We start from the raw sequence: 19,801 nt of genomic DNA on the forward strand, positions 1-19,801 counted from the left end.
TGTCGTCGGTCCTCGACGCTCCGCGTCGACTCCCTCCTCCGCCTTGCAGCTGCACGCACCACGCCCCGCTCGGGTCGGCCGAAAGGCGCAGTTCCGCTCAGCCGACCTGATCCAAACGACAGGCCCTAGGACCCGTTGCCTCACACCGGCAGCAGGCGGGCGATGATCGCGCCGAGCTGCCGGGCCGTACGGCACTCGTGCATCTCGGCGAGGCCGGCGTAGGCGGGCGCGGCCGAGTCGCCGGTGCCCCACTGGGAGCGCGGCTCGGGGTTCAGCCAGTGGACGCGGCGGGCCCGCGCGGCGATCCGGCCCAGGGCGGGGAGGTTCGGGTCGGCCATGTTCGTGCGGGCGTCGCCGAGCACGAACACCGTCGTGCGGGGGCCGACCGCGTCGCCGTGACGCTGCTCGAACTCGCCCAGTGCCATGCCGTAGTCGCTGCTGCCGTGCCACCCCGTGAGGGTCGCCTCGGCGCGGATGCGGGCGCCCAGGCCCTCCGGGTCGGCCGTGCCGTGGCCGAGGAGGCCGGTGACCTCGTCGACCCGGTTGACGAAGGCGAACACCCGCACCTTGCTGAACTCGTCGTGCAGGGCCTGCACCAGCAGCATCGTGAAGTCGGAGAAACCCGCCACCGAGCCCGAGACGTCGCACAGCAGGACCAGTTCGGGCCGCGCGGGACGGCGCCGGCGCAGCACCGGCCGCACGGGGACGCCGCCGGTGGACAGCGAGCCGCGCAGGGTGCGGCGCAGGTCCACGGTGCCGCGGGCGGCCCGGCGGCGGCGCGCGGCGAGCCGGGTGGCCAGCTTGCGCGCGAGCGGCTGGACGGTCCGGCGCAGTTCGGCGAGCTGGTCGCGGCCGGCGAAGAGGAAGTCCACCCGGTCCGCGGTCGGCGCGACGGCCCGCCGGGCGATCTCGTCCCGGCCGCGCCGCTCGGCGACCCGCCGCCGCGCCTCGGCCGCCACCATCCGGCGGAACTCCTCGATGCGGCGCCGGATCTCGTCGTCCAGCAGCCGGTCGGCGAACCCCGTGCCGCCGTCGCGTCCGCGCACGTCGGCCCGTACCCGGGCGAGCAGGGTCTGGGGCCGCAGCCGGTCGAGGGTCTGGTACGACGACCAGCCGTCCGAGCCCGGCGCGGCGCCGTAGCCGCCGAGGCTGCCGACCGCCTCCGCGGCCAGCGCGGCGAGCAGGGTGCGGTCACCGTCGGCCAGCGCGGCCGCGAGCCGCTCGCGCAGCTCCTCGCGGCCGGACGGCTCGCGGCCGGACGGCTCGCCGTCGGCGGGGTCCGGGACGGGTTGCTCCGTGCCCGCGCCGTCGGTGCGCCGCGGGAAGTACAGGTCGAAGACCGGGTCGAACACGGCCCGCTGGCCGCTGCCGTGCAGCAGGGTCGCGGCCAGCCCCTCGCGCAGCCGCTCCCGGTCCGCGAGCCCGAGGGCCTCTACGGCGAGGGCCGCGTCGACGCTCTCGCCGGTGCCGATGCGCACGCCGTGCGCGCGCAGCGCCCCGACCAGGCCGGTCAGCCGCTCGGTGACACCGGCCGGGGCGCTCACAGGGCGTCCAGGTCCAGCTTGGCGGCCGCCTTGAGGATGTCGTCCTGGTGCTTGAGGATCACGCCCAGGCTGTCCCGTACGACCCTCTCGTCCAGGGTGTCGGCGCCCAGCGCCAGCAGCGTGCGCGCCCAGTCGACGGTCTCCGCGACCGACGGCGCCTTGCGCAGGTCCATCGCGCGCAGCGCCCCGATCACCCGTACCACCGACTCGGCCAGGGCCGCGTCGAGGCCCGGCACCTTCAGCCGGACGATCCGCCGCTCCAGCTCCTCGTCCGGGAATCCGATGTGCAGGAACAGGCAGCGGCGGCGCAACGCCTCGGACAGCTCCCGGCCCGCGTTGGAGGTGAGGACGACGAAGGGGCGCCGGGTCGCGGTGACCGTGCCCAGCTCCGGCACCGTGACCTGGAAGTCGCTGAGCACCTCCAGCAGCAGCCCCTCCATCTCGACGTCGGCCTTGTCGGTCTCGTCGATCAGCAGCACCGTGGGCTCGTCGCCGCGGATGGCGGTGAGCAGGGGGCGGGGGAGCAGGAACTCCTCGCTGAAGATGTCGGTGCGGGTGTCGTCCCAGTTCTCGTTCCGGCCGGCGGTGATGCGCAGCAGCTGCTTGGCGTGGTTCCACTCGTACAGCGCGCGCGACTCGTCGACGCCCTCGTAGCACTGCAGCCGTACCAGCCGGGCGTCGGCGACCTGGGCGACGGCCTTGGCCAGTTCGGTCTTGCCCACTCCGGCCGGGCCCTCGACCAGCAGCGGTTTGCCGAGCCGGTCGGCCAGGAAGACGGTCGTGGCGACGGCGGGGGAGGCGAGGTAGCCGGTCGCGGCGAGGCGGGCGGAGACGTCGTCGACGGACGTGAACAACGGATGCCTCCGGGAAGGTCGGCGGTCGGCTCGGACGGCACCGCCCGGCAGCGCCTATCTAAGCGCTTGTTCATCAGCTCTGTCACGTGGGTGTCCGGTGACCGCCCGCGCGCGGGCCCGCCGTCACTCGGCGCTCAGCAGCGCGACCTCCAGCGTGCGCGGGCCGCCTCGACCGCCTCCAGCAGCCGGCGCGGCCGCTCGCCCAGGCCCAGGGCGCGCAGCCCGTGGCAGGTCGGATGGTAGGTGACCCGGTGCGGGTAGTACGCCCCGACGTCCGTCACGCCCAGGTGCTCCAGGCCGTGCACGCCGCCGGGGCGGTGGTCCCGGACGACCTCGCGATGCGGCTGTGCTGAACTGGGACGCGACCGTCCCTACGTCGCGGGAGACCCGTTGAGTCCCAGCTACCGCCAGCCCGGCGTCGTCCTCACCGACCACCACGTCACCGTGCCCCTGGACCACGCCGACCCCGGCGGCGAGAGCATCGAGCTGTACGCCCGGGAGGCCGTCGCGAGCGCCAGGGCCGGCCAGGACCTGCCGTGGCTGGTGTACCTCCAGGGCGGCCCCGGCTTCGGGGCGAACCGTTTCATCGGCCGTCAGGCCTGGCTCGACCGGGCGCTGGACGACTACCGCGTGCTGCTCCTCGACCAGCGCGGCACCGGCCGCTCCACCCCGGCCAACCGCCAGACGCTCCCGCTGCGCGGCGGCCCCGCCGAGCAGGCCGAATACCTCAGCCGCTTCCGCGCCGACTCCATCGTCCGCGACTGCGAGATCGTCCGCCGTCAGGTCGCCGGCGGCGCCCCCTGGACCGTCCTCGGCCAGAGCTTCGGCGGCTTCTGCGCGGTCACCTATCTGTCCCTCGCTCCGGAGGGCCTGAGCGCGGCCGTGATCACGGGCGGCCTGCCCTCCCTCGACGCCCACGCCGACGACGTGTACCGGGCCGCCTATCCGCGCGTCGAACGCAAGGTCGCCGCGCACTACGCCCGCTATCCGCAGGACGTGGAGCGGGCCCGCCGCATCGCCGACCACCTGCTCACCCACGACGTCGTCCTGCCCGGCGGCCACCGGCTGACGGTCGAGGCCTTCCAGTCCCTCGGCCTGATGCTCGGCTCCGGCGACGGCAGCCACCGCCTCCACCACCTGCTGGAGGACGCCTTCGTACCCACCCCGGCGGGCCCGAGCCTGTCCGACGCCTTCCAGGAGGAGGTGCGGGGCCTGCTGTCCTACGCCGCCCACCCGCTGTACGCCCTGGTGCACGAGTCGGTCTACGCCCAGGACGCCCGCCCCACCGACTGGTCCGCCGAACGCGTCCGCGCCGAGTTCCCGCAGTTCGACGCGGCGAAGGCGCTGGAGGGCGACGGTCCGGTGCTGTTCACCGGCGAGACGATCCACCCCTGGATGTTCGAGACCGACCCCGCCCTGCGCCCGCTGCGCGAGACCGCCGGCCTGCTCGCCGCGCGCACCGACTGGGGCCCGCTGTACGACCCCGCCCGCCTCGCCTCCAACGAGGTCCCGGTCGCCGCCGCCGTCTACCACGACGACATGTACGTCGACACCGCCCACTCCCTGCGCACCGCCCGCGCCGTCCGCGGTCTGCGCACCTGGGTCACCGACGAGTTCGAGCACGACGGCCTGCGCGCGGGGGCGCCCCGGGTCCTGGACCGGCTGCTGGCCCTGGTCCGCGACGAGGCCTGAACCGGGGCGGCACCGGGCGGGAGCGGCGAGCGGTACCGCCGCCGGACCCGGCGAGCGCCCAGCTAGGGTGCGGTCATGACCGAGTCGACGATCCCTCAGCTCCAGCCCCTGCCCGACGACTGGCAGCGCGCCCTGGCCGTCGTGGCGCACCCGGACGACCTGGAGTACGGGTGCGCGGCGGCCGTCGCCGCCTGGACGGACGCCGGCCGTGACGTCCGGTACGTGCTGGCGACCCGCGGCGAGGCGGGCATCGACACCCTCGACCCCGCCCGCTGCGGGCCGCTGCGCGAACAGGAGCAGCGCGCCGGGGCCGCCGCCGTGGGCGTCTCCTCGGTGGAGTTCCTGGACCACCGCGACGGCGTGATCGAGTACGGCCCCGCCCTGCGCCGCGACATCGCCGCCGCGATCCGCCGCCACCGCCCGGAACTGGTCATCACCCTCAACCACCGGGACACCTGGGGCGGCACCCACTGGAACACCCCCGACCACGTCGCCGTGGGCCGGGCCACCCTGGACGCCGCGTCGGACGCGGGCAACCGGTGGATCTTCCCCGAACTCGCCGAGCGGGGAGCCGAGCCCTGGAACGGCGTCCGCTGGGTGGCGGTGGCCGGCTCGAGCAGCCCCACCCACGCGGTCGACGCCCGGCCCGGCCTGGAACGGGCGGTGCGCTCCCTGCTCGCCCACCGCACCTACATCGAGGCGCTGACCGACGAGGACCCGCGGACGTACGCCCGCGACCTCCTCACGGCCGGCGCCACCGCCGCCGGTGAACGCTTCGGCGGGACACCGGCGGTGGCGTTCGAGCTGTTCCCCAGGTGACCGTCCGGCCGCCGGGGCGGTGAGAGGCGCGAACGGGGGCGGTGGGCAGGTCGGTAGGGTGGCCGCATGCCTGATCAGCCAACCGGCGGGAGCGAGTTGCGCGGCGACTGCGCCGCCTGCTTCGGACTCTGCTGCGTCGCCCTGCCCTTCGCCGCCTCGGCCGACTTCGCGCTCGACAAGCCGGCCGGCCGGCCCTGCCCCAACCTCCGCGGCGACCACCGCTGCGGCATCCACACCGCGCTGCGGGACAAGGGCTTCGGCGGCTGCACGGTCTACGACTGCTTCGGCGCCGGGCAGAAGGTCTCCCAGGTCACCTTCGGCGGCCGGGACTGGCGTACCGGTCCGGCGGAGCACGCCTGCCGGATGTTCGACGTCTTCCCCGTCGTCCGCCACCTCCACGAACTGCTGTGGTACGTCACCGCGGCGCTCGCCCTGCCCGCCGCCCGCCCCGTCCACGCCGAGCTGCGCGGGGCACGCGAGGAGACCGAGCGGCTGACCCGGCTGACCCCGGCGGAACTCCTCGCGCTGGACGTCGCCGCCCACCGCCGGGAGGTCGACGTGCTGCTGCTGCGCGCCAGCGAACTGGCCCGCGCGGCCCATGGCGGCAGCGGCAGGAAGAAGAACCGCCGGGGCGCCGACCTGGTCGGGGCCCGTCTGCGGGGAGCCGATCTGCGCGGTGCCACGCTGCGCGGCGCCTGTCTCATCGCCGCCGACCTCACCGGCGCCGACCTGCGCGGCGCGGACCTGATCGGCGCCGACCTGCGCGACGCCGACCTCGGCGACGCGGACCTCACGGGCGCGTTCTTCCTCACCCAGCCGCAGCTCGAGGCGGCCCGGGGCAGCGCGGGCACCCGGCTGCCGGGGTCACTCGCCCGCCCCGTGCACTGGGCAGCGCGCGGCTGAGGCGGTCCCCGGTGCCTCACCGGCCGTCCCGGCGACGGTGGCGCCCGGGGCGCGGGCGGCACCGGCCGGCGCGGGGCGCCGCTCCAGCCACAGCCGCAGCCCTTCCGGCATCACCGTCAGCCGCTCGGTCACCCGCAGCCGGTAGTCCGGGTCGGCCCGCAGGCCGTAGCGGCGCAGCAGCAGGCCGAGCACCAGGGCGGCCTCGTGCAGCGCGAACTGGCGGCCGATGCAGGCCCGGGCGCCGGTTCCCCACGGCTTGAAGGTGTGCGGGGGACGGGCCCGTACCGCCTTGGCGTCGAACCGGTCCGGGTCGAACCGCTCGGCGTCCGCGCCCCACACCGCGGGGTCGCGGTGCAGCATCGGCGTCAGCACCAGCGCCCACGCGCCCCGGCGCATCGGGTGCTCCCCGGCCAGCACCGTGTCCTGCCGGGCCTCGCGGGCGAAGGCCGGCGCGGTGGGCCACAGCCGCAGCGACTCGTCCAGCACCCGGCGCACGTACCGCAACTTGGCGACCTGCTCGTATCCGGGCACCGGCGTGTCACCCCAGACGCGGTCCACCTCCTCGCGGGCGCGGGCGGCGATCTCCGGGTGCCGGGAGAGGTAGTGCAGCGCGAAGGACAGGGCGCCGGAGGTGGTCTCGTGGCCCGCGACCAGGAAGGTGATCACCTGCCGGCGCACGTTCTGCGGGGACAGCCGCTCGCCGGTCTCCGGGTGCGCCGTCCGAAGCATCCGGTCCAGCAGGTCCCCGTTCCCCTCCCCGCTCCCTCGGCCGTCGCGGCGCCGTTCGGCGACCAGGGCGTCGACCGTGCGGTTGAGGTGGGCGATGTCCGCCGCGTTGCGCCGCGCGGCCTTGCGCAGCAGCAGCGGGGCCAGCGGTGACGGCACGCTGTTGAGCCGCTGCGCGTAGGTGAGGGTGCCGACCATCGCGGTGACGAAGGGGTGCGGCCGGGCGCGCTCGAAGGAACCGAAGTCGTGCCCGAAGCCGGTGCGGGCGATCGTCTCCAGGGTCAGCTTCGTCATGTCGCCGGGCACGTCCACGCTGCGGCCGGCGGCCAGCTGACGGTCCCAGTGGTCGGTCAGCCGCCCGGCCACCGCCACCATCATGGCGTGGTAGCCCTCCATGGCCTCGCGGCTGAAGCCGGGTGCCAGGACGTCGTGCGCCAGCTGCCAGTTGGGTTCGTGGTTGTAGGCGGTGAACAGGCCGTCCCCGGCGACCGGGCGGAGGTTGGCCACGCCGAGCCCCACGTGCTTGGCGAACCGGGACTCGTCCGCGAGGTCGGCGACCTCACGGGCGCCCCACACGAACACGAACTCGTTGCCGAACGCCCTGCGCCGGAAGATCGGGCCCAGCCGGGCCGCGATGCGCATCGAGTCCTGGACCGGGGTCGCGCGGTCGACGCCCAGGACGTCGCCGAGCAGGGGCAGCCGGTGCGGCGGGTGCGGGATGCGGTGCAGTTCGGGCCAGCCGTGCTCCGCGCCGCGGAACCCCTTCGGCGTCCCCTTCCCCGCCGCGCTCACGGCCGCCGGTCCCGTCGCGGCCTGCGCCGTCGCGGCTCCCGGTCCCGTCTGCGCCGTCCCCGTCGCCGTCGTCTCCGCCATGACGCGATCTCCCTTGATCCAGCGGACCGTTGAATCCGTGACGCGAGCGTGTTGTACGTGAGTTCAATAGCGGGTTCCAGTCTGATCCGGCGGGTGAAGGCACGTCAAGTACAGTGCGGGCATGTCCGCGAACGAGGGTGCGCGCACACGCCGCCGGCTCAGCACCGGGGAGCGTCGCGAGCAGCTGCTCGCGGTGGGGGCGCAGCTGTTCTCGGAGGGCGCCTACGACGACGTCTGGGTGGAGCGGGTGGCGGAGATCGCCGGGGTCTCCCGCGGGCTGCTGTACCACTACTTCCCGACCAAGCGGGACTTCTTCGCCGCGGTCGTGGAGCGGGAGAGCGAGCGGATGCTGCGGATGACCGCCGGTGTCCCCGGCGTCCCGGCGCGCGAACAGCTGCACGCCGGGCTGGACGCCTACCTCGGCTACGTCGAGACGCACGCCCACGGCTACCGCGCCTTCCACCGCGCGGACGCGGCCGGCGACCAGTCCGTGCGCCGGGTCTACCAGCGGGCCCTCGCCGCGCAGGAGCGGCAGATCCTCACGGCGCTCGCCGCCGACCCCGAGTTCGGGCCCCTCGCCGGGGAGCGACCCGATCTGAAGCTGGCGGTGCGCGGCTGGCTGGCCTTCACCACGGCCGTGTGCCTGGAGTGGCTGCGCGGCTCGGAGCTGACCCGCGAGCAGGTGCGCGACCTGTGCGCCCGCGCCTTCCTGGGCGTCCTCGCGCCCTGATCAGCCGCCGCTCTCGTGGTCGCCTCCGGCCTGGGCGCGGTTGGCGTGCGCGGCGATCTCCGATAGGTTAGGCAAGCCTTACCTAAGGAGGTCTTCGGATGGGTGAGAGGCAGGACCGGGACGTGGTGCCCGGCGCGGCGGAGCACGCCCGGTCGGTGCTCGCCACCGCGTGGTCGTGCACGGTGACCTCGGACGGCGGCCGGGAGGAGTTCGTGGGCGCGCACACCGTGGAGGACGACGGCCGGGTGCTGCTGCGCACGCCGGGCCACGGCGACGAGGGCGGCGCCCTGTCCACGGCGGCCCTCTGTGCGCCGCGCGGCGAACCCTGCGCGGTGCTGGAGTTCGCCGACGTCGCGCCGGTCCCGGTGCGCGACCGGGTCCGCGCCCGGCTCTGGCTGGCGGGCTGGTTCACACCGGTCGGCGGCCACCTCGCCTTCCGGGCCACCCGGGTCGTGCTGCGGCAGCCCTCCGGTGCCGTCGTCGTCGGCCTCGAGGAGTTCGCCGCCGCCCGGCCCGACCCGCTGGCCGCCGCCGAGGCCCGGCTGCTGACCCACCTCGCCGACGCCCACCCGGACGCGGTCGAACGGCTCACCCGCCTGGTCGCGCCGGAGAGCCTGCACGCCGCGACCCGGGTCCGGCCGCTCGCCGTGGACCGGCACGGACTCACCCTGCGCATCGAACGCACCCGCGCCCACGGTGACGTACGCCTGCCCTTCCATTCGCCCGCCGCCGACGTCGCGCAGCTCACCGAGCGCGTCCACGCGCTGCTGGCGCGGGCGAGCGCGGCCGGCTGCCCGCGGGCGCTACAGCGGCAGCGCGCAGACGGCGACCGGTGAGGCGAACGGCTCGCCCGCGAGCCGCAGTCCGCCGTCGGCGCCGACCCGGAAGACGCTGACCGTGCCGGAGCGCTGGTTGGCCGCGAACAGCAGCCGGCCGTCCGGGGAGAAGGCGATCTGCCGCGGGAAGTCCCCGGCCACCGGCACGGTGCCGAGCAGCCGCAGGCGCGCCCCGGACGCCTCGACGGCGTATCTCGCCAGGCTGTTGTGGCCGCGGTTGGCCAGATAGGCGTGACGGCCGTCCGCGCCGACCAGGAGCTGCGCCGGGTAGTTGGTGCCTCCGGTACTGCCGGTCGGCTGCGGCTCGCCGATCGTGAGGCGTCCGGAGGCGGGGTCGTAGGCGCAGACCGTCACCGTGTCGTCCACCTCGTTGGCCAGGTAGGCGTGGCGGCCGTCCGGGTGGAAGGTCAGGTGCCGGGGCCCCGCGCCCGGCCTGGTGCGGGCTCGCGCGACTTCCTCGAGCGTGCCCCTCGCCTCGTCGAGGCGGTAGCTGTAGACGGTGTCGGTCCCCAGGTCGACGGCGAGCACATGCCCGCCGTCCGGGGCGGTGACGACCTGGTGCGCGTGCGGACCCTGCTGGCCGGGGCCGGGCGGCGGATCGGTGTGCGTGACCAGGTCGGTGCGCTCCCCGAGGGCGCCCGAGGCGTCGACCGGATGCACGGCGACGCTGCCGGAGCCGTAGTTGGCGCTCAGCAGCCAGCGCCCGCCCGGGTGCACCGACAGATGGCAGGGCGCCGCGCCGCCGGTGGCCCGGGTGCCCAGCACCCGCCGGTCCCGCAGGCGGACGGCGGTCACCCCGCCGTCCGGGCGCTCGTCCACCGCGTACAGCGTGCGGCCGTCGGGATGGACCGCCAGGTACGACGGGTCGGGCACCCCGGTGAGCGTGCCGGAACCGGTGATCCGGCCCGTGGCCGGGTCGTACGCCGCGAGGCCGATGCCGGTGCCGCCGCCGTCGGCGGAGGTGTACGTGCCGAGGTACAGCGGCCGCCGACCGGCCGGCTTCCCGGACGGTACGGCGGCGGAGGGTGCGGGAGCGGTGCGCCCGCCGGTCGCGGGGCGGCTCGCGCCGGTGTCCGCCGGCGGGGGAGCCGCCGGTGCCGGACCGGCCACCACGGCCGCCGCGCCCGCCACCGCGCCGAGGAGGCGCCGCCTGCTCCAGCCGCCCTGCATCCCCCGCGCCTCCTCGCCCATGCCGCCCCTCACGTCGTCGCTCGCCCCGGTCGGAGACAGCCAGACAGCCACCTTCGCGCGGACCGGCCGCCCGGCGCAAGAAGGGCAACGCGTGTTGCGCATGCTGCAACGGGGGCGAGCGCTCCGGAGCGGTGTCCCATGCACGCGCCGGGCGCCGCCGGGTCGGCTACCGCCGTCCGCCCCGCGCCCGGTGGGCTGCCCACGCCCGGCGGGCTACCACTCGCCGTCCTCCACCGGCCGGCCCGGCGCGTCCTTCAGCGGCGTGACCTGCCCGGCGGACGGCGCCTGCCAGGGGTCCAGGTCGTCGCCGAGCCAGTCGCCGACCGGTTTCACCGCCTCCAGGGTGTCCGGGGGAGCCAGGACCGCACCGTCCTGGTCGTAGTAGTCGTACCAGGGCAGCCCCGCGCGGGTGTACGCCGCCCGGTCCACCGGCGACGGCGGAGGGGCCTCACCGGTGATGCGGCGCCACTCCGGAGGCGTCACCAGGTGCACGAAGACCCGCCCGGCGGGCCGCTCGGCCCAGTCGGCCGGGGCCCGGTCGTCGCGGTACACCTCCTGCCGCATGGAGCCGCCGACCCCGAGGCCCATGGCGGCCGGGGGCCGCCGGCCGGCCGGCCCCGCCGCTGCCGGGGCGGCCCCCAGCATCGCCGGCGGCGCGGCCGCGGGCGGCGGGGCCGCGCCGGGCGCGGCGGCCGCCATGGGCATCGGCGCGCCGTAACCGCCGGCCGGTCCGGCCGCCCGCGTCCGCTCCCGCACCAGCCGCTCCCGCTCCGCGCGCCGCCAGCCGGCGAGGACGTCGTCGCGCAGCGGGAACGACTGGAGCTGGACGCCGCCCCAGACCTCCTCGCCCGTGACCTGCCCCTCCACCGTCGCGCCCAGCCCGAGCGGTACGGCGACGAACTGGCGGACCGTCCCCGGACCCGCGTTGATTCCGTCCAGCCACGGCTGCCGCGGCAGGACCAGGTAATTCTGCGGATCACGGCCCAGCCGGTCGCTCCACGGCCTGCCGGACACCGCGCACACCTTGCCCACGCCCACCTGGAGCGCGGCCGGTTCCGTGGTGCCGGCGAAACTCAGCCACATGGCCTCGCGCAGATAGACCGGGAGCATCACGCCGCCGCGTCTGCGCCACTCCTCGGGGACGGTGTCGGCGTAGTCGGCCACCCGGCGCACCGGGAACTCGCCGAGCCCTGGCGGCAGCGGGTGCGTGCCCGTCTCGGGCAGCCGCAGCGTGCGCACGAAGCGCACCGCCACCCCGCCGGGCAGGCGCAGTGCGTTCCCGTCGATCCGAACGGCCGTGCCGGTCATCGGCGTGCTCCCTTCCGCCGCAGGACCGCGCCCCCGGCTTGCCTCACCTCTGCACCTGAGAACGCCCACGGGCCCCGTCGCGGTTCCGCCGCAGCCGGTCCGGAACGCCCACCCGCTCCCGCAGCCGGGACAGCCGCGGCAGCTTCGCCCGCTGCTCCTGCGACACGCGGTCCAGTTCCTCCAGCAGCCGCCGGGTGCGGTGCTCGGTGTCGAGTTCGTCGAGGATCCGGTCCAGCTCGGTCAGGACCGCGCCGAGCAGCTGCCAGTGCCGGGCGCCCCGGCGGACCTCCTCCTCCAGCAGCTCGGCGAGCTTGTCGCGGGTCCCGGCCGCGGCGTGCAGCTCCGCGGACAGGCGCGCCTCCGCCGACTCGGCGCTGGTGCTCAGATCGGTGGTGACCAGCACCGCGAAGCTGACCACCGCGTCGGCGATCTCGGACATCAGCTGCTCCACCGCCGCGCCGCTGTCCGCCTGGAACAGCGGCTCCGGTCCGCGGGCCTTCGCCAGGTCGGTGACGGAACGGGCCAGCACGCGCAGGACGACGGTGCAGATCTCCAGCGTGTCCAGGCCGGTGCGCAGCACCACCCGGTGCAGCAGGCCCTCGCGCACGCGGGGGTTGAGCCGCAGGCTGTCCTCGGCCTGCCGCAGGGCCGCGTCGACCTCGACGATGTCGTGGTCCAGCCGCCGCGCCTCGTGCAGCCGTTCGGCGGCCAGCTCCCAGGGGATGCGGCCGGACGCCTCCTCACCCATCCGCAGCATCAGCTGCCGCACCCGGCGCGCCAGCCCCTCGATCGACTCCCCGGCCTTGTCCACCCACACCGGGGGCGGGAGCAGCAGGTTGCAGGCCATGCCGACGACCGCGCCGATGAGCGTCTCCACCACCCGGGCCCAGGCCGTGTTGCCGACGGTGGTGACGCCGAGGACCAGCATGGCGCTGATCGCCACCTCGGGCACGTACTCGTCGACGCGCACCAGCCGGCCCACCACCAGCGCGGCCACGATGAGCAGCGCGAGACTCCACCAGGTCAGCCCCACGAGCAGGCTGAACGCGATGGCGACGAGCACGCCGGTGACCACCGCGTTGACCCGGCGGATGCCGTTGGTGAGCGTGGCGTACAGGGTGACCTGGACGACCAGCAGGGCGGTGAGGGGCGCCGTCAGGGGCGCGGGTTCGGGGCTCAGGCGCAGGGCGATCACATAGGCGACCGTCGCCGCGGCGGCCGACCGCAGTGTCTGTACGACCACCGGGTCCCTGCGGCGCCTGAGGAGTGCCTGGAGTTCCGTTGTCCACTTCCGTACGTCGTGCATCCCTTGGCCTGTTCCCCGTCCTCGCGCGCGCCGAACGTGCCCGGCCGAGGACAGCTGCCGCGCCGAACAGGCGAAACGGGCCGCGCACGCGCGGGAGGCGGTCCGGAGTGGCCGCGCGGGCCGTCGCGTGCGAGGCCGGAGACCGTCGCGTCCCCTGGTGGGAACCGATGAGAATCGGCCATCGCCCGGCGGCGGTGCCCGGTCCTGGCGGGCCGCTCAGGCGTGGAGCTTGTCCAGGAACGCGGTCAGGTTGCCCGTCATCCGGGTGATCTGCTCCTCCAGCGTCAGGCTCTCCTCGAACCTGCTCCCGGACTCGGGCGTCCTGCGGCCGCGCACGTACAGCGAGCAGGCGAGGTCGGTGCACATGTACAGGCCGACCGAGTTGCCCTCGCGGCCGGCCGGTCCCGCCTTGCGGGCCGTCATCAGGGACACGCCGCCCCCGCGGTGCGTGGTCAGGCAGAGCGAGCACATGCTGCGGTGCAGGAATCCGCGCTGGGCGGACGGGAAGCGCAGCGCGACGCCGACCGGCCGGCCCGCGCGCTCGGCGACGAGATAGCTGCGGTCGGGCGCCCCGGGGTCGCGCCAGCCCAGGAAGTCGAGGTCGTCCCAGGGGCGTTCGCCGAGGTCACGTGGGACGGCCAGCCGCTTGGCCTCGCCCTTGGAACAGTTGACGAACGAGTCGCGGATGTCCTGCTCGGTGAGTGACCTCATGACGTGGAGCCCTTCGGGTTCGGGTCGGGTGCGGCTTCGCAACCTAGGAGGCCTAGGTTGGGGCCTAGCGTAGATAGCCAGAATACGAGAGGCCACCGAGTTTCCGGGCCGGCGTTCCGGCGGGCCGGCGCGCCGGGGGTTCCGTAGGCTGTACGCGCAGTGCCCGGCCGGCGCCGGCGATCCGGCCGCCGGGCGGTGACGGGGAGGGGTGGGGGTGCGGGGTGCGGATGCGGTCGTCCCGGCGCGTTGTGCCGCAGCGGCGCGGATTCCGTTCCCTTGCTTAGCTCACAGCGTGAACTAAGGGTTGGGATAATGTCGCGCCCGCGCTGCCCGAAGGGGTATGTTGCAGGTCGGGGGCAGGGTTCGAAGGGAGCCACATGGCGGGGCGGAACGGGCGCACGGTACGCGACCTCAGGCGAGGCAACCGCACGGCCGTGCTGCAACGGCTGTACTTCGACGGCCCGCTCAGCCGGTTCGAACTGGGGCCGGCCACCGGTCTGAGTTCCGGTTCGGTGAGCAACGTGGTCGCGGACCTCATCGCCGACGGGCTGGTGGAGGAGGCGGGCAGCGTCGACTCCGACGGCGGCCGCCCGCGCACCCTGCTGCGGGTCGACCCGCACAGCGGGCACATGATCGGCGTCGACGTCGGCGAGACCCGCGTCCGGGTCGAGCTGTTCGACCTCACCCTCACCGAGCTGGCCCGCGCCGAGCGCCCGCTGGAACAGCAGCGCTACGACGTCGACGTCATCGTCGGGCACATCCGCGACGGCGTCGCCGAGGTCCTGGACGCCGCCCGCATCCCGCCCGAGCGGCTGATCGGTGTCGGTGTCGGCGTCCCCGGCATCGTCGAGTACACCGCCGAGCAGGGCGCCGTGGTGCACGGGCAGACCATCGGCTGGGAGGCCGTCCCGCTGGAGGCGCTGCTGCGCTCCACCTCCTGGCTGCCCGACACCGTCCCGTACTTCATCGACAACGGCGCCAAGACCCTCGGCCAGGCCGAGATGTGGTTCGGCGCGGGGCGCGGCGCCCGCAACGCGGTCGTGGTGCTGTTCGGCTCCGGTGTCGGCGCCTGCCTGGTCACGCCCGAGGTGGACCACGGCCGCGCCGTCGAGTGGGGCCATCTGACGGTACGGGTGCGCGGGCGGCGCTGCCGGTGCGGCGCCCTGGGCTGCCTGGAGGCCTACGCGGGAGCCGAGTCCCTGCTCGCCCGCTGGCAGGAGGAGGGCGGCCGGCCGCCGGAGGGCACCGACGAGGAGACCGCGCTCACCGCCATGCTCGCCGCCGCCTACCCGCCCGAGGGGACCGCCGCCGACCCGATCGCGCTCGCCGTGCTGGAGGAGACCGCCGAGTACCTGGGCGCCGGGCTGTCCGATCTGATCAACCTCTTCCAGCCCGAGCGCATCCTGATCGGCGGCTGGGCCGGACTCCAGCTCGGCTCCCGCTTCCTGCCCGCCGTGCGCCGCCACGCCACCACCTACGCGCTGCGCCATCCGGCCGAGAAGGTCACCATCGACCTGGGCCGGCTCGGCCCCGACGCGGTCACGGTCGGTGCGGCGATCCTGCCGCTCGCCGACTTCTTCACCCGCGGCGGCCGCCGGGCCGAACCGGCCGTCGAGGACCGGCTGCCGGCCTGGCGGGCCGCGCTGGAGGAGCGGGCACCGCGCTGACGCGGACCGGCCAGCCGGCGCGCGGCGGCCCGGTCCGCGTTTCGCCGGGCGGTCCGCGCGGTACTCGCGCCCCCGCACACATTCACGTGAGGGGAGAGACGCCGTGGCCGGACAGGACCAGCGACAGGGCGGACAGGCCGGACAGGACGAGGCCCCGATACCCCGGGACATGCCGGACCAGCAGGCCGGACCCGGTGAGGACCCCTGGGACGTCGTCCCGGGCCACCCCGTCGGCGAGAAGGCCGGAAAGCCGGCCGGTGAGGACGGCCGGGCGCCGGACGGGTCGGCGTCGGACGACGTGCCGGACACCGACGAGGCCGGGACGGGCCGGCGGGGCGCGGACGAGGAGACGGTCGACCCGGAACCGGCCCCGCAGGAGCCCACCGGCTGAGTGATCAGCGGCCGAGCGGTCCGCCCGCGCAGGCCGACGGCAGGCGCCCCGAGCGGTGCATACCCCCGCGGTCTCATGACCGGGGGCGTGCACCGCTCGGGGCGTTAGGGCGTCCGGGCGCCCTCGGTCAGCCGACCTTGCGCCCCCGCAGCGGCTCCGTGGCCGCCCCGCCGCCCTCCTTCAACCCCGTGAGGAACTCCTGCACCACCTCGGTGGCGGTGTACCGGGGCTGCCAGCCCAGCTCGGTGCGGGCCCGCGAGCTGTCCATCAGGGGCAGCCGCAGCACCGCGTCGAACAGGTGCGGGGAGGCCGGGAGCAGGTGCAGGCCCCAGGCGGCGGCGATCGCCGACCGGGCCGCCGTGCGCGGCAGCCGCACCGGGCGGGTGCCGAGCAGCTCGCCCAGCACCCGGGCGTCCAGCGGCGGATCGGCCGCCAGGTTGAAGGCGCCCCGCACGTCCGTCCGCAGCGCGAGCCGGTAGGCCTCGGCGGCGTCGTCCGTGTGCAGCGCCTGGAGCCGCAGCCCGGGGATGTCCGGCAGGAAGGGCAGCAGGTCCGGGCGGGCCAGCGGGCCCGGCAGGAACCGGCCGCCGAAGATGCGCCGCTGCTCGCTCGCCGACTCCCACTTGAACAGGAACGCCGGACGCATCCGCACCACCCGTACGTCCGGGTGGTCGCGCTCGAAGGTGTCCAGGGTGCGCTCCAGGTAGGCCTTTTCGCGGCAGTAGGCGGCGTCCGGCCAGCCGTGCGTCGGCCAGGACTCGTCCACCGGGCGGTCCTTCGGCCCGGGGGAGTACGCGCCCACCGACGAGGCGTGCACCAGCACCGGCACCCGGGCCGCGGCCACCGCCTCGAACACCCGGATGCTGCCCAGCACGTTGGTGCGCCAGGTCGTCACCGGATCGTGCGTCGGCTGGAACGCCCAGGCCAGGTGCACCACGGCGTCGGCGCCCTCGAACCGTTCCGCCAGGGGAGCGCGCTCGTCCGCGAGGTCGATCGCGGACCACTCCGTCTTCTCCGGTGACCACTCGGGCGTCCGGCGGGCCAGTCCGCGCACCGACTTGATCTCCGGGTCCTCGGACAGGAGACGCACCACGCTCGTACCGACGTTGCCGGTGGCGCCCGTCACGACGACCCTGCTGCCCGCTGTGCTGCTCACGTCCGGCTCCTCTCGGGGAGGGAGGTCTGGGCCGGGCGCCCGGGTACCCGCCGCGCCGCACGGGCACACACCCGCGCGGATCGCACCGGACAGGGGAAAGCCCCGGCCGCGACGGGGGAATCGCGGCCGGGGCGGCCTGAGCGTGGGTGTGCATGGCGGTCGCCTCGCGGCGGAACGCTCCACAGGGCTTCAGCCGAACGATCGTCCCTGTGGGCAGAAGGTGAGGCCCGGGGACACTGTCCCATCCACACCCACGGTTGGTTCAACGGGCAACCACCCTCCGGTGTTCCGGCGCGGAGCCCCGTCCGGCGTGACGTGCGTCACCCCGGGTGAGGCTCAGGCCAGCGGGCTCTCCGCGAGCGAGGCGTACAGGTCGGCGGGGTCGTCGTAGATCGCCTCGGCCCCGGCCTTCTCCAGGTCGGCGCGCGGGATGCCGCCGCACAGCAGCCCCACACAGCGCACCCCCGCCCTGCTGCCCGCGGTCATGTCCCACACGGTGTCGCCCACGAACACCGCCCGGGACGCGGGCACCCCGGCCAGCTCCAGCGCCTGCTGCACCGGCTCCGGGTGCGGCTTGCCCTGCTCCACGTCGTCGGCGCTGGCGGTGCCGGAGATGGCCTCGTCGGCGTCGATCGCGCGGCGCAGCGCGTCCAGCTCGCTGCCGCTCGCGGAGGTGGCCAGCACCACCGCCCAGCCGTCCTCGTGCAGCCGCCGCAGCAGCTCACCGGCCCGGGGCAGCGCGGGCAGCCGGTCGAAGTACTGGCCGTAGAGCGCCTTGTGGGCGTCGCTCAGCGCGGCGTCCTGGTCCGTGTCGCGGTCCTCGCCCAGCAGCCGGGCGATCAGGTCGGTGGAGCCGAGCCCCACGGCCCGGTGGACGGCGTGCATGGGCACCTGGTGCCCCGCCTGCCGGAAGGCCTCCCACCACGTCGTGACGTGCAGGTGATTGGTGTCGACGAGGGTTCCGTCGACGTCGAAGACGGCGGCGCGGTCCATCCGGGGGTCCTTTCTCTCGGCAGCGCTCGGGTACCACGTCAGGAGGCCGCCACGCGTGCCGGTGTCCGGCCCTGCCGGGTCCACGCCAGCAACTCGTCCGCCGACCACGTCGTCACCACCCGGTCGGCCGGCACCCCGCACTCCTGCGCCCGGGCGCAGCCGAGGATCTGCCAGTCGAGCTGGCCGGGCGCGTGGGCGTCGGTGTCGACGGCGAACAGCACCCCCGCCTCGACGGCCCGCCGCAGCAGCCGCCGCGGCGGGTCGAGCCGCTCGGGACGGCTGTTGATCTCGACGGCCGTACCCGACTCGGCGCAGGCCGCGAACACCTCGTCGGCGTCGAACTGCGACTCCGGCCGGCCCCGCCCGGTCACCAGCCGGCCCGTGCAGTGCCCCAGCACGTCGGCGTGCGGATCGCGGACGGCCGCCACCATCCGGCGGGTCATCGCACCGGCGTCCATCCGCAGCTTGGAGTGCACGGAGACGACCACGACGTCGAGCCGCTCCAGCAGCTCCGGCTCCTGGTCCAGCGAGCCGTCGTCGAGGATGTCGCACTCGATGCCGGTGAGCAGCCGGAACGGCGCCCACCGGGCGTTCAGCTCCGCCACCACCGCCAGCTGCTCGCGCAGCCGCTCGGGGGACAGCCCGCGGGCCACGGTCAGCCGGGGGGAGTGATCGGTCAGCACGGTCCACTCGTGGCCGAGCGCCGCGGCCGCGCGCCCCATCTCCTCGATCGGGCTGCCGCCGTCGGACCAGTCGGAGTGCGTGTGGCAGTCCCCGCGCAGCCGCGCCCGCAGCTCCTCGCCGCCCACGCCCAGCGGTGTCCCGGCCCCGTCCTCCAGCTTGGTGAGGTAGCCCGGCACCGTGCCCGCCAGGGCCTCGCGCACCACCTGGGCCGTCTTCGGCCCGACGCCCCTGAGCGACTCCAGCGTCCCGTCGGCCGCCCGCTCGGCCACCTCACCGGCCGGCAGCGCGGCCAGCACCCGGGCGGCGGTGCGGAAGGCCTTGACCCGGTAGGTGGGCGCGAGCGAGCGTTCCAGCAGGAAGGCGATCCGCTCCAGGGCCGCCACCGGGTCCATGGTCACCTCCGCCTGCGCCGCCGCCGTGTCCCCTCCAGGGTTCCCCAGGTCCGCCCCGCCCGCACGCGCCGCCCCCGCACCCCCGCCCGCCACCTGCCCGTGCGCGGCCCCGGCCGGTTTGCCCGCCCGGCCGCCGGGTACTGCGGTGTCCCGTCCACGTGCCCCGTCCGTGAGGAGGCCCCGCATGTCCGCTTCCGCCGAGCGCCCGAGGGTGGCCGTGATCACCGGAGCCGACTCCGGTATCGGCCGCGCCACCGCCGTCCGCCTGGCCCAGGAGGGCCTGGACATCGGGATCACCTGGCACACCGACCAGGAGGGCGCCGAGCGCACCGCCCAGGAGGTCCGCGCCGCCGGCCGCCGGGCCGCGCTCGCCCGGCTCGACCTCACCCGGCTGCCCGAGGCCGCGGACACCGTCGACGACCTGTGCGCCGAACTCGGCCGGATCGACGTCCTGGTCAACAACGCCGGCACGGGCACCAGCACGCCCTTCCTCGACCTCGGTCTGGAGGACGTGCGCCGCGTCCTGGACGTGGACCTCGTCGGCCCCTTCCTGTGCGGCCAGCGGGCGGCGCGGCGCATGATCAGCCAGGGCGACGGCGGCCGGATCGTCAACGTCACCTCCGTCCACGAGCACCAGCCCCGGGTCGGCGCGGCGCCGTACTGCGCGGCCAAGGGCGGACTGGGCCTGCTCACCCAGGTCATGGCGCTGGAACTCGCCGAGCACGGCATCACCGTCAACGCGGTCGCGCCCGGCGAGATCGCCACGCCCATGACCGGCCAGGAGGACACGGACGTGCACACCGAGCGGCGTCCCGGCGTCCCGCTCGGCCGGCCGGGGGACGCCCGCGAGGTCGCCGCCGTCATCGCCTTCCTGGCCGGACCCGACGCCTCCTACGTCACCGGCGCCTCCTGGAGCGTCGACGGCGGCATGCTCCGCATGGGTCCGATGGCGGGCTCCCACCTGACCGGCGACGACTGGCGCCGGCCGTGAGCCGTGCCGTCCGGCCGCGCACCAGCTCGTGCGA

General features: G+C 75.5%; 18 protein-coding genes and 1 pseudogene. 8 read left to right on the plus strand and 11 right to left on the minus strand.

All coding sequences use genetic code 11. The features are described from left to right. Positions 1–140: 140 nt before the first annotated feature. The 3 genes and pseudogenes from ACZ6CZ_RS04440 to ACZ6CZ_RS04450 form a co-directional block, all read right to left on the minus strand. Positions 141–1,544, minus strand: coding sequence for a VWA domain-containing protein (locus ACZ6CZ_RS04440; RefSeq protein ID WP_469014408.1), 1,404 nt, complete (start codon positions 1,542–1,544; stop codon positions 141–143). Beyond that, the gene (locus ACZ6CZ_RS04445) at positions 1,541–2,398 is read right to left on the minus strand and encodes an AAA family ATPase (RefSeq protein ID WP_469014411.1); all 858 of its coding nucleotides are present in this window, start codon (positions 2,396–2,398) and stop codon (positions 1,541–1,543) included. The genes ACZ6CZ_RS04440 and ACZ6CZ_RS04445 overlap by 4 nt, the downstream gene beginning before the upstream one ends. Before the next feature lie 167 nt (positions 2,399–2,565). Next, a pseudogene (locus ACZ6CZ_RS04450) lies at positions 2,566–2,685 on the minus strand ((Fe-S)-binding protein); the annotation flags it as partial. A gap of 103 nt (positions 2,686–2,788) precedes the next feature. On the opposite strand from ACZ6CZ_RS04450, the gene ACZ6CZ_RS04455 reads away from it, so the two are divergent. The 3 genes from ACZ6CZ_RS04455 to ACZ6CZ_RS04465 all read left to right on the plus strand — a co-directional run bounded on the left by ACZ6CZ_RS04455 (position 2,789) and on the right by ACZ6CZ_RS04465 (position 5,812). Next, a complete protein-coding gene (locus ACZ6CZ_RS04455; protein WP_469014413.1) occupies positions 2,789–4,090 on the plus strand; it encodes an alpha/beta fold hydrolase in 1,302 nt (433 codons plus the stop codon). Positions 4,091–4,165: 75 nt separating this feature from the next. Next, positions 4,166–4,909 carry a PIG-L deacetylase family protein gene (locus ACZ6CZ_RS04460; protein ID WP_469014415.1) on the plus strand — a complete coding sequence of 248 codons (744 nt, stop codon included), beginning with the start codon at positions 4,166–4,168 and terminating at the stop codon, positions 4,907–4,909. A gap of 66 nt (positions 4,910–4,975) precedes the next feature. Next, positions 4,976–5,812, plus strand: coding sequence for a pentapeptide repeat-containing protein (locus ACZ6CZ_RS04465; RefSeq protein ID WP_469014418.1), 837 nt, complete (start codon positions 4,976–4,978; stop codon positions 5,810–5,812). Here the strand turns inward: ACZ6CZ_RS04465 and ACZ6CZ_RS04470 are convergent. Beyond that, positions 5,774–7,411 (minus strand): cytochrome P450, encoded by a 1,638-nt coding sequence (locus ACZ6CZ_RS04470; protein ID WP_469014421.1) that lies wholly within the window; start codon positions 7,409–7,411, stop codon positions 5,774–5,776. The two genes, ACZ6CZ_RS04465 and ACZ6CZ_RS04470, sit on opposite strands and share 39 nt — an antisense overlap. Before the next feature lie 121 nt (positions 7,412–7,532). Between ACZ6CZ_RS04470 and ACZ6CZ_RS04475 the strand changes: the two genes are divergently transcribed. Together ACZ6CZ_RS04475 and ACZ6CZ_RS04480 are read left to right on the plus strand one after the other, a co-directional pair. Then, entirely contained in the window at positions 7,533–8,141 is a 609-nt protein-coding gene (locus ACZ6CZ_RS04475; RefSeq protein ID WP_469014423.1) for a TetR/AcrR family transcriptional regulator, read from the plus strand. Positions 8,142–8,239: 98 nt separating this feature from the next. Further along, the gene (locus ACZ6CZ_RS04480; RefSeq protein ID WP_469014425.1) at positions 8,240–8,977 is read left to right on the plus strand and encodes a DUF2470 domain-containing protein; all 738 of its coding nucleotides are present in this window, start codon (positions 8,240–8,242) and stop codon (positions 8,975–8,977) included. Here the strand turns inward: ACZ6CZ_RS04480 and ACZ6CZ_RS04485 are convergent. The 4 genes from ACZ6CZ_RS04485 to ACZ6CZ_RS04500 form a co-directional block, all read right to left on the minus strand. Then, the gene (locus tag ACZ6CZ_RS04485) at positions 8,945–10,168 is read right to left on the minus strand and encodes a lactonase family protein (protein ID WP_469014429.1); all 1,224 of its coding nucleotides are present in this window, start codon (positions 10,166–10,168) and stop codon (positions 8,945–8,947) included. The two genes, ACZ6CZ_RS04480 and ACZ6CZ_RS04485, sit on opposite strands and share 33 nt — an antisense overlap. A gap of 213 nt (positions 10,169–10,381) precedes the next feature. Beyond that, positions 10,382–11,476 (minus strand): hypothetical protein, encoded by a 1,095-nt coding sequence (locus ACZ6CZ_RS04490; protein WP_469014431.1) that lies wholly within the window; start codon positions 11,474–11,476, stop codon positions 10,382–10,384. 43 nt (positions 11,477–11,519) lie between these two features. Next, positions 11,520–12,782, minus strand: a complete 1,263-nt coding sequence (locus ACZ6CZ_RS04495; RefSeq protein WP_469014435.1) for an FUSC family protein — start codon at positions 12,780–12,782, stop codon at positions 11,520–11,522. A 216-nt stretch (positions 12,783–12,998) separates the two neighbouring features. Beyond that, on the minus strand, positions 12,999–13,493 hold the full coding sequence (locus tag ACZ6CZ_RS04500; protein WP_469014439.1) for an FBP domain-containing protein: 495 nt from the start codon (positions 13,491–13,493) through the stop codon (positions 12,999–13,001). Between the two features lie 377 nt (positions 13,494–13,870). Between ACZ6CZ_RS04500 and ACZ6CZ_RS04505 the strand changes: the two genes are divergently transcribed. Together ACZ6CZ_RS04505 and ACZ6CZ_RS04510 are read left to right on the plus strand one after the other, a co-directional pair. Beyond that, complete coding sequence (locus tag ACZ6CZ_RS04505) at positions 13,871–15,160, plus strand: ROK family protein (RefSeq protein ID WP_469014443.1); 1,290 nt, start codon at positions 13,871–13,873, stop codon at positions 15,158–15,160. Between the two features lie 103 nt (positions 15,161–15,263). Further along, positions 15,264–15,551: a hypothetical protein gene (locus ACZ6CZ_RS04510; protein ID WP_469014446.1), complete on the plus strand. Its 288-nt coding sequence runs from the start codon at positions 15,264–15,266 to the stop codon at positions 15,549–15,551. 127 nt (positions 15,552–15,678) lie between these two features. On the opposite strand, the gene ACZ6CZ_RS04515 is transcribed toward ACZ6CZ_RS04510, so the two are convergent. The 3 genes from ACZ6CZ_RS04515 to ACZ6CZ_RS04525 form a co-directional block, all read right to left on the minus strand. Next, positions 15,679–16,707: an SDR family oxidoreductase gene (locus tag ACZ6CZ_RS04515; protein WP_469014449.1), complete on the minus strand. Its 1,029-nt coding sequence runs from the start codon at positions 16,705–16,707 to the stop codon at positions 15,679–15,681. Between the two features lie 336 nt (positions 16,708–17,043). Then, a complete protein-coding gene (locus ACZ6CZ_RS04520) occupies positions 17,044–17,700 on the minus strand; it encodes an HAD family hydrolase (RefSeq protein WP_469014453.1) in 657 nt (218 codons plus the stop codon). A gap of 38 nt (positions 17,701–17,738) precedes the next feature. Continuing rightward, positions 17,739–18,776 (minus strand): PHP domain-containing protein, encoded by a 1,038-nt coding sequence (locus ACZ6CZ_RS04525; RefSeq protein WP_469014456.1) that lies wholly within the window; start codon positions 18,774–18,776, stop codon positions 17,739–17,741. Positions 18,777–18,960: 184 nt separating this feature from the next. Here ACZ6CZ_RS04525 and ACZ6CZ_RS04530 point away from each other — a divergent pair, with 184 nt between their 5' ends. Further along, entirely contained in the window at positions 18,961–19,767 is an 807-nt protein-coding gene (locus tag ACZ6CZ_RS04530) for an SDR family oxidoreductase (RefSeq protein ID WP_469014462.1), read from the plus strand. The last annotated feature ends 34 nt before the right edge of the window (positions 19,768–19,801 follow it).

The sequence above is a fragment of the Streptomyces sp. NPDC041135 genome, from assembly GCF_055592085.1.